This is a genomic window from Brevibacterium sanguinis, assembly GCF_039528855.1.
Lineage (GTDB): Bacteria > Actinomycetota > Actinomycetes > Actinomycetales > Brevibacteriaceae > Brevibacterium > Brevibacterium sanguinis.
On record NZ_BAAAMB010000016.1, the window covers coordinates 204,707 to 218,475 of the forward strand.

At 69.5% G+C, this 13,769-nt stretch carries 12 protein-coding genes; 8 read left to right on the top strand and 4 right to left on the bottom strand.

Annotation, left to right across the window (positions count from 1 at the left end):
* The first annotated feature begins 23 nt into the window (after nucleotides 1-23).
* Nucleotides 24-1,172, top strand: a complete 1,149-nt coding sequence (gene ispG / locus ABD154_RS16965) for a flavodoxin-dependent (E)-4-hydroxy-3-methylbut-2-enyl-diphosphate synthase (RefSeq protein WP_198499137.1) — start codon at nucleotides 24-26, stop codon at nucleotides 1,170-1,172.
* Nucleotides 1,173-1,182: 10 nt separating this feature from the next.
* Nucleotides 1,183-2,061, top strand: a complete 879-nt coding sequence (locus tag ABD154_RS16970; protein ID WP_344251712.1) for a GNAT family N-acetyltransferase — start codon at nucleotides 1,183-1,185, stop codon at nucleotides 2,059-2,061.
* A 14-nt stretch (nucleotides 2,062-2,075) separates the two neighbouring features.
* On the opposite strand, the gene ABD154_RS16975 is transcribed toward ABD154_RS16970, so the two are convergent.
* Entirely contained in the window at nucleotides 2,076-2,468 is a 393-nt protein-coding gene (locus ABD154_RS16975; protein WP_344251713.1) for an RNA-binding S4 domain-containing protein, read from the bottom strand.
* The gene (locus ABD154_RS16980) at nucleotides 2,458-3,285 is read right to left on the bottom strand and encodes an NrtR DNA-binding winged helix domain-containing protein (protein ID WP_344251714.1); all 828 of its coding nucleotides are present in this window, start codon (nucleotides 3,283-3,285) and stop codon (nucleotides 2,458-2,460) included. Before ABD154_RS16980 ends, ABD154_RS16975 begins: the two co-directional genes overlap by 11 nt.
* Nucleotides 3,286-3,570: 285 nt before the next feature.
* Here ABD154_RS16980 and ABD154_RS16985 point away from each other — a divergent pair, with 285 nt between their 5' ends.
* Entirely contained in the window at nucleotides 3,571-5,481 is a 1,911-nt protein-coding gene (locus ABD154_RS16985; RefSeq protein WP_344251715.1) for a proline--tRNA ligase, read from the top strand.
* 10 nt (nucleotides 5,482-5,491) lie between these two features.
* Nucleotides 5,492-6,301, top strand: coding sequence for a TSUP family transporter (locus ABD154_RS16990; protein WP_344251716.1), 810 nt, complete (start codon nucleotides 5,492-5,494; stop codon nucleotides 6,299-6,301).
* A gap of 232 nt (nucleotides 6,302-6,533) precedes the next feature.
* Here ABD154_RS16990 and ABD154_RS16995 read toward each other — a convergent pair whose 3' ends face one another.
* Together ABD154_RS16995 and ABD154_RS17000 are read right to left on the bottom strand one after the other, a co-directional pair.
* A complete protein-coding gene (locus ABD154_RS16995; protein ID WP_198499131.1) occupies nucleotides 6,534-7,553 on the bottom strand; it encodes an aminoglycoside phosphotransferase family protein in 1,020 nt (339 codons plus the stop codon).
* Complete coding sequence (locus tag ABD154_RS17000; RefSeq protein WP_344251717.1) at nucleotides 7,550-8,509, bottom strand: hypothetical protein; 960 nt, start codon at nucleotides 8,507-8,509, stop codon at nucleotides 7,550-7,552. Before ABD154_RS17000 ends, ABD154_RS16995 begins: the two co-directional genes overlap by 4 nt.
* Before the next feature lie 130 nt (nucleotides 8,510-8,639).
* On the opposite strand from ABD154_RS17000, the gene ABD154_RS17005 reads away from it, so the two are divergent.
* The 4 genes from ABD154_RS17005 (at nucleotide 8,640) to infB (ending at nucleotide 13,768) form a co-directional block, all read left to right on the top strand.
* Complete coding sequence (locus tag ABD154_RS17005) at nucleotides 8,640-9,116, top strand: ribosome maturation factor RimP (RefSeq protein WP_232623634.1); 477 nt, start codon at nucleotides 8,640-8,642, stop codon at nucleotides 9,114-9,116.
* 230 nt (nucleotides 9,117-9,346) lie between these two features.
* Complete coding sequence (nusA, locus tag ABD154_RS17010; RefSeq protein WP_137826046.1) at nucleotides 9,347-10,309, top strand: transcription termination factor NusA; 963 nt, start codon at nucleotides 9,347-9,349, stop codon at nucleotides 10,307-10,309.
* A gap of 169 nt (nucleotides 10,310-10,478) precedes the next feature.
* Nucleotides 10,479-10,754, top strand: coding sequence for a YlxR family protein (locus ABD154_RS17015; protein ID WP_344251795.1), 276 nt, complete (start codon nucleotides 10,479-10,481; stop codon nucleotides 10,752-10,754).
* Between the two features lie 134 nt (nucleotides 10,755-10,888).
* Nucleotides 10,889-13,768 (top strand): translation initiation factor IF-2, encoded by a 2,880-nt coding sequence (gene infB, locus ABD154_RS17020; RefSeq protein WP_211979029.1) that lies wholly within the window; start codon nucleotides 10,889-10,891, stop codon nucleotides 13,766-13,768.
* Nucleotide 13,769: the final 1 nt, after the last annotated feature.

Genomic DNA, 13,769 nt, shown 5'->3' on the forward strand with positions numbered 1-13,769 from the left:
GCCCCAATGAAGGGATCGTCTTCGTGACATCGGTCAACCTCGGCATGCCAGCTCCTCCGCCTCCCGTTCTCGCACCTCGGCGGAAGACCCGGCAGATCCACGTCGGCAAGGTGGGAGTCGGATCCGACTATCCCATCAGCGTCCAGTCGATGACGACGACGCCGACGACGGACATCAACGCCACCCTCCAGCAGATCGCCGAGCTCACGGCCTCTGGGTGCGACATCGTCCGGGTCGCCTGCCCGTCGGCCGATGACGCCGCCGCCCTTCCCGCGATCGCCCAGAAGTCGCAGATCCCCGTCATCGCCGACATCCACTTCCAGCCGAAGTACGTCTACGCGGCGATCGACGCCGGCTGCGCGGCCGTGCGCGTCAACCCCGGCAACATCCGCAAGTTCGACGACCAGGTCAAGGAGATCGCCGCCGCCGCGAAGGACGCCGGCACCTCGATCCGGATCGGCGTCAACGCCGGGTCGCTCGACAAGCGGATCATGGAGAAGTTCGGCAAGGCCACGCCCGAGGCGCTCGTCGAATCCGCGGTGTGGGAGGCCTCCCTGTTCGAGGAGCACGACTTCCACGACTTCAAGATCTCCGTCAAGCACCACGACCCGGTCATCATGGTCCGGGCGTACGAGATGCTCGCCGAACGCGGCGACTGGCCGCTCCACCTCGGCGTCACCGAGGCGGGACCGGCGTTCCAGGGCACGATCAAGTCCGCCACCGCGTTCGGGGCGCTGCTGTCGAAGGGCATCGGCGACACGATCCGCGTGTCCCTGTCGGCACCCCCCGTCGAAGAGGTCAAGGTCGGCAATCAGATCCTCGAGAGCCTCAACCTCAAGCCGCGCAAGCTCGAGATCGTCTCGTGCCCGTCGTGCGGTCGCGCTCAGGTCGATGTCTACACGCTCGCGGAGAAGGTGACCTCGGGCCTCGAGGGCATGGAGGTTCCGCTGCGCGTGGCCGTCATGGGCTGCGTCGTCAACGGTCCCGGTGAGGCGCGCGAAGCCGACCTCGGCGTGGCCAGCGGCAACGGCAAGGGCCAGATCTTCGTCAAGGGCGAGGTCATCAAGACCGTGCCGGAGTCGCAGATCGTCGAGACCCTTATCGAAGAGGCCATGCGCATCGCCGAGGAGTCGGACATCCCGTCCGGGCCGCCGGAAGTCGTCGTCGGCTGATCGAGCCGATGTGTTGAGACTAGCTCCCCTCGGGCACCGGCACACGGCATGGCTGACCAGCCTGCTCGCCCTCAATCCCTGCGAGAACGTCTACCTCCTCGCCCTCCTCGACGTCACCGGCACCGCGGCGACGAATTCCCCGGGCGGCACGATCTACGGCGTCTTCGACGGCGACCGGCCCGTCGCCGCCTACTGGGTGGGCGGCAACATCATCCCCGTCAACGCGAGCCCCGAGACGAACGCGGTGCTCGCCGCGAAGCTCAACGCCGACGGCCGGTCGTCGTGTTCGCTCATCGGGCGGCGCGAGATCATCATGGACCTCGACAGCCGCCTGAGCTGGGGCAGGCCGCGCGGCGTGCGCGAGCGCCAGCCACTGCTGGCGATCAGCTCGGACCCTGACGTCGAACCCGACCCCGAGGTGCGACTGGCGACCCCCGAACAGCTGCCGACGGTCTTCCCCGCCAGCGTCGACATGTTCACGAAGGAGGTCGGCTTCTCGCCCATCGAAGGCGGGGAGTCGAGCTACCTCGCGCGCGTGCGCGGCATCATCCGCGGCGGCAACTGCTTCGTCCGGATCTCCCCGACCCTGCCCAGCGGCAGTCCGGCACCGAGGTGGCCCGCCACCGACCGTGCCGAACAGGTCCTCTTCAAGGCCGACATCGGCATCCGCTCGCCGCGCATCGTCCAGGTCCAGGGCGTGTGGGTCCATCCCGACACGCGCAACCACGGGCTCGGTGCCGCGGGCATGGCCGCCGTCGTCACGCAGACGCGGGCGGCCGGGCATCCCACGGTCAGCCTCTACGCCAATGACTACAACGAGGCGGCGCTGCGGATGTACAAGCGCGTCGGCTTCGATCAGGTCGGCACCTTCGCGACCGTGATGTACTGAGGCGCGCGGCCTCGCTACCGCTGAGAGTCGCGGCCGCGGAGCCGGTCGAGGTCGCGGCGATCCTTCTTCGTCGGCCGCCCCAGCCCCTTGTCGCGCTTCGGGACGAAACCCCGCAGCGCAGGGTCGGGAGCGGGAGTGAGATCCTCGTAGGCGCCGACGGCGATCGCGGCACCCGGCCGCGTGGGGAGGATGCCCGTGATCTTCCAGATGAACTCGGTGCCGGCCTTGCGGACGCGGACCTCCTGCCCGATCGTCACCTTCTGCGCGGCCTTGACCCGTTGCCCGTCGACCTGGACATGCCCGCCCCGGCACGCCTGCGTGGCGAGATTGCGGGTCTTGAACATCCGCGCCGTCCATAGCCACACGTCGATGCGCACCGCCGCCCCGGGCGTCCGGTCAATCTGCATCGAGACCGCCCCTGGCATCCTGTCGCAGCGCGATCTCGGAGCGTCGCGTGAACGTCTGCGCCGGCCGCCCGCGTCCCTGCGTCACCGCGCGCCCCGTCGCGTCGAGCAGCGGCAGCATCGTCCGTCGGAAGGTGTCGGCCTGCATCTCCTCACCGGCGACGACCTCGTGGAGGGCCCGCAGCTGCCGGAGGGAGAACTCCGCGGGCAGCAGGCCGAAGGGGTCCGGGGTCCGCTCGTGGAGAGCGCGGAGGCGGTGGACGGCGACGCGGACGATCTCCTGATGCTCCTCGCTGAGCTCGTGGACCGTGTGGACGGGGACGAGCTTCCGCCGACTGGACTCGGCGGCAGTGTCGTGGGACTCTGCGGTGGCCTCCGCGCGCTCGGCGGCCGCGGGGGACTCGGCGGCAGCCGCCTCGACAGATTCGGCATCCGCCTCGGAGAGAGGTTGGTCGGAGCCGTCGTCATCGCCGTTCGCGGTGCCCGCGTCGCCGTCGGCGAGGCCGACATCGGCGGCCGAGAGGACGTCGAGGTGGGCGACCGAGATCACCCACCCGCGGTCGTCGCGGTCGGGCTGGTCGAAGACGTGGAGCTGGACGGGGGAGCGGTCGACGAGCTGCGCCTTCTCGCGCAGACACCGGGCGACCGCCTCGGCGAGGCGCTCCTGCGGACGCAGAATCGACCCGGGCAGCTGCCACCGACCATCTCGGGACCGGGTGAGGAGCACGTGCAGCCCACGACCGGGCACGGGGCAGAGGACGGCAGTGTCGACGGCGACCGAGGGTCGGGGGAACTGCGAGAGGGTTGTCGTGTCAGGCATGCTCTTTATGATCGGGTCAGCGGGATTCGGCAGCGCTGACCAGTCTAGTTCGCCCGCCGACTGCCGCCGAACGCACACCGCGCAGGCTGCGGGTGCGCTCCATGGCTGCCGCGGGCGAAGGAGCCCGCGACCGCGTTGCGGGGGACCACCTCGGCGAAGGGAGGGATCGATGACAGGACACGCACCGACGTCGGCCGCGCCCCGATGATCGGCGAATGGACGCGCGCGCACGCAGGCGGATAATGTTCGGACTGATACCCCCACGTCGCCCGAGGAGAAACATCCATGGCCCTGCGCATGTCGTCGCTGTTCGTCCGGACTCAGAAGGAAGACCCGGTCGGCGCCGAGGTCGCCAGCCACAAGCTGCTCCACCGGGCCGGCTACATCCGCAGGTCGGCCCCGGGCATCTACACGTGGCTGCCGCTGGGACTCGCGGTGCTCGGCAAGATCGAGGCGATCGTCCGCGACGAGATGTCCCGGGCCGGATCGCAGGAAGTCCACTTCCCGTCCCTGCTGCCCGCCGAGGTCTACAAGCAGTCCGGCCGCTGGGAGGCCTTCGGGCCCGACCTCTTCAGCCTCCAGGACCGGAAGAAGAACGACTACATCCTCGCGCCCACACACGAGGAGTTCTTCACCCTGCTCGTCAAGGACCTCTACTCCTCGTACAAGGACCTGCCGCTGTCGATCTACCAGATCCAGACGAAGTACCGTGATGAGGCCCGCCCCCGCGCCGGACTGCTGCGCGGTCGCGAGTTCATCATGAAGGACGCCTACTCCTTCGACATCGACGACGCCGGCCTCGACGCCTCCTACGAGGCGATGCGCGTGGCCTACATCCGCGCGTTCGCCCGCCTCGGCATCCCGAGCCTGCCCGTCAAAGCGACCCCCGGGGCGATGGGCGGATCCGGCACCGAGGAGTTCATCTACCCCTCCGAGGTCGGCGAGGACACCTTCGTCCGCTCACCCGGCGGCTACGCGGCCAACGTCGAAGCCGTCACCTCGATCGTGCCCGAGGCGATCCCGTACGAGAACTCGCCGGCCGCCCACGTCGAGGACACCCCCGACACCCCGACCATCGAGACGCTCGTCGCCGCCGCGAACGCGAACCACCCCCGCTCCGACCGCGAATGGACGGCCGCGGACACCCTGAAGAACGTCGTCTGCGCCGTCACCCACCCCGACGGCACCCGAGAGGTCATCGTCATCGGCCTGCCCGGCGACCGCGAGGTCGACCTCGACCGCGCCGCCGGCACCGGCATGCTCAGCAACGGCGAAGTCGACATCGAAGCCGCGACCGCCGAGGACCTCAGCCTCCACCCGGAACTCGTCAAGGGCTACATCGGCCCGGGCCTCGACCTCGACAACCCGGTCCTCGGCACCGAGGGCAGCACGAAGATCCGCTACCTCCTCGACCCCCGCATCGTCGACGGCACACGTTGGATCACCGGCGCGAACGAACACGGCAAGCACGTCTTCGACCTCGTCGCCGGGCGTGACTTCACCGCCGACGGCACGATCGAAGCCGCCGAGGTCGTCATCGGCGACCCCGCCCCCGACGGCTCGGGTCCGCTCGAGCTCGCCCGGGGCGTGGAGATCGGCCAGATCTTCAAGCTCGGCCGCAAGTACGCCGAAGCCCTCGACCTCACGGTCCTCGACCAGAACGGCAAGGCCACGACCGTGACCATGGGCTCCTACGGCCTCGGCGTCACCCGGGTCATGGCCTGCATCGCCGAGGAGTACCACACCGAGGGCGGACTGCTCTGGCCGCAGCACCTCGCACCGGCCGACGTCCACATCATCGCCGCCGGCAAGGGCGAGGAGATCAACGCCGCCGCCGAGGAGCTCACCGCACAGTTCGAGGCCGACGGCGTCAGCGTCCTCCTCGACGACCGGACGAAGGTCTCACCCGGGTTCAAGTTCGCCGATGCCGAGCTCATCGGCATCCCCACGGTCGTCGTCGTCGGCCGCGGCCTGAGCGACGGGGTCATCGAGGTCCGCGACGTCTTCGCCGGTGAGAAGCAGGAGCTTCCCGTCGCCGAGGTGGTCCCCACGACCGTGGCCAAGGTCCGTGCCGCCTATGCCGCCGCCGCTGCCGCAGCCGACGAGGCCGTCATCGAGGACTCGATCGAGGCCGCCGTCGACTCGGCCGAGGTCGCAGCCGACACCGCCGAAGCCGAGTCCGCCCGGATGGAGTGACCCGCCGACGATGAGCGAAGTCCTCACCGGCGGCATCGACGTCACCCTCGTCATGCTCCTGTGGCTGCTCGCCGCGGGCGCCCTGGCGGGCTGGATCGATGCCGTCGTCGGCGGTGGGGGCCTCATCCAGCTGCCCGCGCTGCTCCTCGTGCCGGGGATGACCCCAGTCCAAGCCGTCGCGACGAACAAGGTCGGGTCGATCGCGGGGACGACGGCCTCGGCGGTGACGTATCTGCGACGCATCACCCCTGACCGGTCGGCGACGATCCCGGCGGCGGCGACCGCGTTCCTCGGGGCGGTGCTCGGGGCGAAGCTCGCGACGCTGGTCCCCGCCGAGCTCTTCACCCCGATCATCCTCGCCGCGCTCATCGCCGTCGGGATCTTCACCTTGCTCAACCCCAGCCTCGGCACCGACGCCCGCCTCCGCTTCGAGGAGTCCTCGAAGCGCCACCACGCCGTGTCGTGGCTCATCGGCCTCGTCATCGGCATCTACGACGGTGTGCTCGGGCCGGGCACCGGGTCGTTCCTCGTCATCGCGTTCGTCTCGATCATCGGCTTCTCGTTCCTCCAGGCCTCGGCGACGGCGAAGATCGTCAACTGGGCGACGAACTTCGGGGCGCTCGTCTACTTCGTGCCCGACGGCCAGGTCGTGTGGCTGCTCGGTCTCGTCGTCGCCGCCGGCAACGTCACCGGCGGGATCATCGGGGCGCGGACGGCGATCGCGAAGGGCTCGGGCTTCGTGCGCATCGTCTTCATCGTCGTCGTCTCCGCGATGGTCCTCAAGCTCGGCTACGACGTCGTCGCCGACCTCATCCGCTGAGGCCGGCCCTAGGCTCTCAGCCCTCAATTCTGCGCCCTGACCGCGTGCCGGGAAAGTTCCGGTCGCGGAGTGTCGATCCGCCGCGTAGAAATCGACACTCTGCGTCCTGAAGTCGGAGCGGAAGGTTGCGCGTGGGGCGGAGGGTTGTGTGTGAAGCGGAAGGTTGCGCGAGGAGGGCGCGGCTGCGCGAGAAGGGGGGTGGCGTGTGGCTGCGCGGAAGCCCGGCGGCCGGTCACCCGATGGGTTTGAGGGCGTGCGCGTCGACGCCGTTGACGTCGGCGCCGGAGAGCGCGCGGGCCACCCACAGCGACCGTGCGGCATCGGCGAGGGAGCCGTTCGTCCCGCCCCTGGCCGAGCGCAGGTACCAGAACATGTTCGTCACCTCGCGGGCGATCGCCGCCCCGATCCCGTACTGCGGGTCGATGCCGGCGAAGAGCGCGAGGTCCGCGGCGAAGCCCCGCAGCCATCCTGCCTGATCGCGGGGCGTGCGGGCGGGGATCTCGCCGAGGCGGTTCCACAGCACCGGCGCCACCGTGTACGCCGTGGGACCCGACAGCGGCTGCGGGTCGATCGCCTTCCACGTCGCGACTCCCGAGGCGTCCGGATTGCCGGCGAGGATGTTGTAGTAGTGGAGGTCGGCGTGGATGAGGGTGCTCTCCTCCGAGGTCGCGAGCGTGTGCATCCACGTCCGCGCGATCGAGAGCAGTCGGGCGTCGTCGCGAACCGTCTCCGACCAGCCACTGAGCATCGCGGCGTCCGTGTCGAACGTCGTCAGCCAGCCCGCCGCGAGATCCTGCACCCGGATGAAGTCGGGGCCGGCGGGGATCTCGAGCGACTTCTGCAGCGCACCCCACACTGGGGGCACATCGGGCAGCGGCAGCACCGAGAGATTGTCCTTCGTCCGCAGCCGCTCCTGCAGGGTGACCCGGAAGCTGCGGTCGTCCCTGATGACGCGCACCGCACCGTGCCCGTTCCACATCTTCAGCGCCCGCAGGGCCTGCGCGTGCGCGGCGGTGTGCGCCGAGGTGGGAGCCGCGAACCGCAGGACCCCCTGGTAGCTCTCCTGGGTGAGGACGGGAATGACGAGGCTCTCGCATCCGGCCCACGGGGCGCCGGGCACGTCGTCGAAGCGCAGATTCCACCGGTCGACGACCTCGTTGGCCATGAAGTCCAGCGCGGAGACCCACGCTTCGGTGCGCCCCTCGCCGATGATGTCCTTCGTCGAGCGGTAGAGGACGGGTGGGACCTTCACCGGTCCGCCTCCGCCTGCTCGGCACCGCCGGCATAGGAGTAGCGCAGCGGCTGCGGGGCGGCGAAGACCGCGCGCGTGCGCGCCGACTCCCACACGCGCAGGGCGGCCTGCGGGTCCGTCTGCAGCCAGGGCAGCAGTGCGGCGGCGACCGCATCCTCGAGGTTGAGGGCGAGCTGTCCCGCCGACTCCGGATCGGTCGGGGAGGGGTCGAGCTGCCACGCGGGAGTGTCGGGCTGGGCATCCTCCTCGCCGAGCCTCTCGAGCATCTCGCCGGCCAGGGAGCCGAGCGATTCGAGGCGGGCGACCGCCTCGGCGCGCTCAGGGCTCTGCCGGTCGAAGCGCACTGCGAGGCGCTCGTAGCCATAGGACGCGGCGCGGGCCTGGTCGAGGATCGTGTTCCACTCCGCGGCGGCCGGGGCGCTCGGGGTTCCGGCGTCGTCGCCGGCCTCGGCGGTCGGAGACGGCGTCGCGTCGCCATCGACTGCGGCGAAGGCATCGCGGAGACGGCCGTCGGCGCCGTCGCGGATGGCTCCGTCGACGGTGCCGGCGGTGAGCGCACACCCGGTCGCGACGTCGACGAGGACCGGGATGAGACCCGAGCCGAGATCGGCCACCGCGTCGAATACGGCGGTGGAGACCGCCTCGGCGGCTTGGATGTAGGTGCGCCCCTGCTCCGTCGGGGGAGGGGAGGTGGCGAGTTCGGTCGGGGGCGCCCAGACGGGGCCGATCGCGTCCCGGAACTTCTGCAGGTCCTCCCCGGCGGTGGAGGGATCCCCGTCGGCGACGTTCGTCGACGCGAGGATCAGGGCGATGCGGTTGCGCAGCTCTGCACTCGAATCGAGCTCGGGAACCTCCGGGGGTGCATCGATGCGCAGCCCGCAGCCGGAGAGGAGGGAGAGCCCCGCTCCTGCCGCGCCGACGATGAGGACGGAACGGCGACTGACGGGGAAACGCATACGCCAATCGTAGCGGATGCTTAACGTACGTCCGGGCTGTCGCATAGGGTGGGATGAACCCACGCGAGCGATGAGATCGGCAGGCGTTCCCGGGCCTCCTGAATTCCTCGCCCGAGCCGAGAAGAAAGAGATGGTGGAGAGCATGCACGAGGACGTCGCCCGGATCGAAGAGCTGCTGGAAGGTCCCCTGACCGCGGCCGGATTCCACCTCGAATCCGTCAAGGCCGTCGCCGCCGGACAGCGGCGCACGCTCACCGTCGTCGTCGACCTCGACGAGTCGAGCGCGGAGCCGATGTCGATGGACAAGATCGCCGAATCGACGCAGATCGTCAGCGACGCCCTCGACACCGTGGAGATCTTCCGCGACAAGCCCTACCAGCTCGAGGTCACCAGCCCCGGAGCGACCCGCAGGCTCGAGTGCCCGCGCCACTTCAAACGGGTGCTCGGGCGCCGACTCGATGTCAGCACGAAGAAGGAGAACTTCAAACTCGACCTCGAGGAGGTCGGCGAGGACGCGATCACCGGCACCGATCCGGCCCGCCGCGAGAAGCGCACCGTCGGCCTCGGCGACATCGTCAAAGCCCACGTCGAACTGCGCTTCCGCTGATCCGTCCCGGCAGGGCCGCTGATCCGGCAGGTGATCCGGCACGCGCCGAGGCGGGGGCAGGGCGGCACGACCGCTGATCCGGCGGGCGCCGAGGCGGGGCTGTCGTCGCACTGCCCACGACCGATCCGCGGTGCTGGTGTGGGATAGAATGGTGTGCTTGCATAAGTGAAGACCGACAATTCAATGCTCGTGGGCGACCCCGTTCGCTGGAGCCGGAGAGGATATGGGCCATGGATATCGACCTCGATGTTCTGCGCGTCATCGAACGTGAGCGCGAGATTCCGTTCGACACCCTGATCGAACTCATCGAACAGGCGCTCTTCCTTGCCTACCAGAAGACCGAGGGTGCGTGGCAGGATGCCCGCGCCGAACTCGACAAGAAGACCGGCGAGGTCCGGATCTGGGCCGTCGAGTTCGACAACGACGACAACCCCATCGGCGAATTCGACGACACTCCCTCCGGGTTCGGCCGCATCGCCGCGCAGACGGCGCGCCAGGTCATCCACCAGCGCCTGCGCGACGTCGAGGACGAATCGGTGCTCGGCAGTTTCAAGGGCCGCGAGGGCGAGATCGTCTCCGGCACCATCCAGCAGGGCAGGGATCCGCAGATGGTCCAGGTCGACCTCGGCGAGGTCGAAGCCGTGCTGCCCCCGCACGAACAGGTTCCCGGCGAGGAGTACGGCCACGGCAAGCGCCTGCGCGTCTACATCGCCGACGTCCACAAGGGACCCAAGGGCACCTCGGTGACGGTCTCGCGCACCCACCCCAACCTCGTCCGCCGCCTCTTCGCGCTCGAAGCCCCGGAGATCGCCGACGGCACCGTCGAGATCGTCTCCCTGGCCAGGGAGGCCGGACACCGGACGAAGCTCGCGGTCCGCGCGACGAAGCCCGGCGTCAACGCGAAGGGCTCGTGCATCGGCGAGCTCGGCTCCCGGGTGCGCGCGGTGATGAATGAACTCGGCCAGGAGAAGATCGACATCGTCGACTACAGCGACGACCCCGCGAAGTTCGTCGCCCATGCGCTCTCCCCGGCGAAGGCGACGCGCGTCGACATCCTCGACGCCGGCGCCCAGGAGTCCCGGGCCGTCGTCCCCCGCGACCAGCTGTCCCTGGCGATCGGCAAGGAGGGGCAGAACGCCCGCCTCGCCGCGAAGCTCACCGGCTGGAAGATCGACATCGTCGCCGAGGACTGAGACCGAAGGCTGAGACCGCAGGCCGGCACACCATCGCCGAGGCGGTCGTCCGGTGGCTCGTGCACCGAGGCCACAAGGGCCCCTGAGGAAACCCGGCGGCGCCTCCGTGACCCCGGACACAGTCGCCGGTGGCGCGGCACGGAATAGAAGTGCGGTAGAATTGTTGACTGTGAATGTCGGCAGTGCACCTCGAAGGACGTGCATCGCCTGCAGGAGGACTGCGAACCGGGACGAACTCGTGCGTTTCGTGCATCGACCCGATGAGCAGCCGGCCATCGTCCGCGACGTGTCAGCGACACTGCCCGGACGTGGCGCCTGGATCCACCCGGACGTCGAGTGCCTGATGAAGGCGCAGACCCCGGCACCCTTCGCTCGAGCCTTTCGAACGAAGATCACCGCTTCGGATCTCCCGGAGCTGGACATCGAACCCCAGAAGAACGGGTGAGCTAAGAATGGCTGACAAGTAGTGAGTGTCGTGCGATGACACCCTCACCGGAATTCGAGAGAGCAGTGTAATGAGACCTGCTCTTCACTGATGAGGTTCTTTCCTGACCGGGAAAGAACCCGGACAGGAGAACTGTGGCAAAGCCCCGTGTCCATGAGCTCGCGAAAGAGCTCGGCACAACCAGCAAGATCGTCCTCGAGAAACTCCAGGACATGGGCGAATTCGTTCGCTCCGCCTCCTCGACGCTCGAAGCCCCCGTCGTCCGACGGGTGAAGGAGGCGTTCGCCGATTCCGCGCCTGCCTCCGGCAAGGCGAGCGGCGATTCCGCCAAGAAGCCGGCTGCCAAGCCCGGCCAGAAGTCTGCGGCCAAGCCCGGCGCCCCGGCGGCGAAGCCTGCCGCGAAGCCCGGAGCCAAGCCGGCACCGAAGGCTGATACCGCCGACGCGAAGCCGGCTGCCGCGAAGCCCGCGGCGAAGCCTGCCGCCAAGCCCGCTGCGAAGCCCGCCGCCGAGGCGGAGGCTCCTGCCGCACCGCCGGCCGCCGACGAGTCGGCTGCCCGTCCCGCGGCTCCCAAGCCCGGCGGTGCACCGAAGCCCGGCGCCGCCAAGCCCGGTGGTGCCGCACCGAAGCCCGGCGGTCGCCAGGGCGGACAGGCGGCACGTCCCGGCAACAACCCGTTCGCGCCCTCGCAGGGCATGCCGAAGCCGGGCGGACGCTCGGGCGGCCCGAAGCCCGGCAGCCGTCAGGGCGGCCAGGGCGGTGCCCGTCCCGGCAACAACCCGTTCGCGAACTCGCAGGGCATGCCGAAGCCGGGTCAGCGTCCGGCTCGTCCCGCCGGTGAGGCCGGCGCTGCCGGACCGCGTCCGGGAGCCCCGCGACCCAACCCGTCGATGATGAAGAACTCCGCGCTCAACAAGCCGGCCCCCGGTCGGGGACGCGGCGGAGGCGGACGCAACGCTCCGGCCGGCGGACCCGGGGGAGGCCCCGCGGGCGCTCCCGGCAGCGCACCGGCAGGTCGTCGCGGACCGGGCGGAGGCCCGGGTGGCGGCGGTCGCGGCTCCGGTCGCGGTCGCGGCAGCACCCAGGGTGCGTTCGGTCGCGGCGGCGGTCCGCGCCAGAAGGGCCGGAAGTCGAAGCGGGCCAAGCGCGCCGAACTCGAGCAGATGCAGGCGCCGTCGATCGGCGGCGTGACCGTTCCGCGCGGTGACGGCGAGACTCCGCTGCGCCTGCGCCGCGGCTCCTCGCTCGCCGACTTCGCCGAGAAGATCAACACCGACCCGACGAACCTCGTCACGGTGCTCTTCCACCTCGGCGAGATGGCGACGATCACCCAGTCGCTTGACGAGGACACCTTCCAGGTCCTCGGTGAGGAGCTCGGCTACAAGATCGAGATCGTCTCTCCCGAGGACGAGGACCGCGAGCTGCTCGAGACCTTCGACATCGACCTCGATGCCGAAGCCGCCGAGGAGGACGACGACGATCTCGTCGCCCGGCCCCCGGTCGTCACCGTCATGGGTCACGTCGACCACGGCAAGACGAAGCTGCTCGACGCGATCCGGTCGGCCAACGTCGTCGCCCGCGAGGCCGGCGGCATCACCCAGCACATCGGCGCCTACCAGGTCGAGGTCGAGCATGAGGGCGCCGAGCGCCGCATCACGTTCCTCGACACCCCGGGTCACGAGGCGTTCACCGCCATGCGTGCCCGTGGTGCGAAGTCGACGGACCTCGCGATCCTCGTGGTCGCCGCCGACGACGGCGTGATGCCGCAGACGATCGAGGCGCTCAACCACGCGCAGGCCGCGGATGTGCCGATCGTCGTGGCGGTCAACAAGATCGACAAGGAGGGTGCGAACCCGGCCAAGGTCATGCAGCAGCTCACCGAGTACAACCTCGTGGCCGAGGAGTACGGCGGCGACACGATGTTCGTCCCGATCTCCGCGCTCAAGCGCGAGGGCATCGACGAGCTCCTGGAGTCGGTGCTGCTGACCACGGACGCCGCTCTCGACCTGCGGGCGAACCCGAACAAGGCCGCCCGCGGCATCGCGATCGAAGCCAAGCTCGACAAGGGCCGCGGCGCCGTCGCGACCGTCCTCGTCGAGTCCGGCACCCTGCGTCAGGGCGATGCGATCGTCTGCGGCACGGCCTTCGGCCGCGTCCGTGCGATGTTCGACGAGAACGGCAATTCCGTCGCCGAGGCGGGACCCTCGCGTCCCGTCCAGGTGCTCGGTCTGTCCTCGGTGCCGCGCGCCGGTGATTCGTTCATCTCCACCGATGACGACCGCACCGCCCGGCAGATCGCCGAGAAGCGCGATGCCATCGAGCGCAACGCCGCCCAGGCCCGTGGCCGCAAGCGGATCAGCCTCGAGGACTTCACCAAGGCACTCGCCGAGGGCAAGGTCGACATGCTCAACCTCATCCTCAAGGGCGATGTCTCCGGTGCCGTCGAGGCGCTCGAGGATTCTCTGCTCAAGATCGACGTCGGCGACGAGGTCGACCTCCGCATCATCCACCGCGGCGTCGGTGCGATCACGGAGAACGACATCAACCTCGCCACCGTCGACAACGCGATCGTCATCGGCTTCAACGTCCGGCCGGAGGCGAAGGCCCGCGACCTGGCCGACCGCGAAGGCGTCGACGTGCGCTACTACTCGGTCATCTACCAGGCGATCGACGACATCGAGAACTCGCTCAAGGGCATGCTCAAGCCCGAGTTCGAAGAGGTCCAGACCGGCTCCGCGGAGATCCGCGAGGTCTTCCGGTCCTCGAAGTTCGGCAACATCGCCGGCTCGATCGTCCGCGACGGGGTCATCACCCGCAACTCCGCTGCGCGCGTCACGCGCGACGGCGTGGTCATCGGGGACAACCTCAAGGTCGAATCGCTGCGGCGGTTCAAGGACGACGCCACCGAGGTGCGCGAGGGCTACGAGTGCGGTATCGGACTCGGCAGCTTCAACGACCTGCGCGTCGGTGACATCATCGAGACCTTCGAGATGCAGGAGAAGCCCCGCGACTGAT

Bases quoted from the DNA above. Each gene is read 5' to 3' on its own strand.
- ABD154_RS16975 (WP_344251713.1), bottom strand. From the start codon at position 2,468: ATGCAGATTGACCGGACGCCCGGGGCGGCGGTGCGCATCGACGTGTGG.
- ABD154_RS16980 (WP_344251714.1), bottom strand. From the start codon at position 3,285: ATGCCTGACACGACAACCCTCTCGCAGTTCCCCCGACCCTCGGTCGCC.
- ABD154_RS16985 (WP_344251715.1), top strand. From the start codon at position 3,571: ATGGCCCTGCGCATGTCGTCGCTGTTCGTCCGGACTCAGAAGGAAGAC.
- ABD154_RS16990 (WP_344251716.1), top strand. From the start codon at position 5,492: ATGAGCGAAGTCCTCACCGGCGGCATCGACGTCACCCTCGTCATGCTC.
- ABD154_RS17000 (WP_344251717.1), bottom strand. From the start codon at position 8,509: ATGCGTTTCCCCGTCAGTCGCCGTTCCGTCCTCATCGTCGGCGCGGCA.
- ABD154_RS17005 (WP_232623634.1), top strand. From the start codon at position 8,640: ATGGTGGAGAGCATGCACGAGGACGTCGCCCGGATCGAAGAGCTGCTG.
- nusA (WP_137826046.1), top strand. From the start codon at position 9,347: ATGGATATCGACCTCGATGTTCTGCGCGTCATCGAACGTGAGCGCGAG.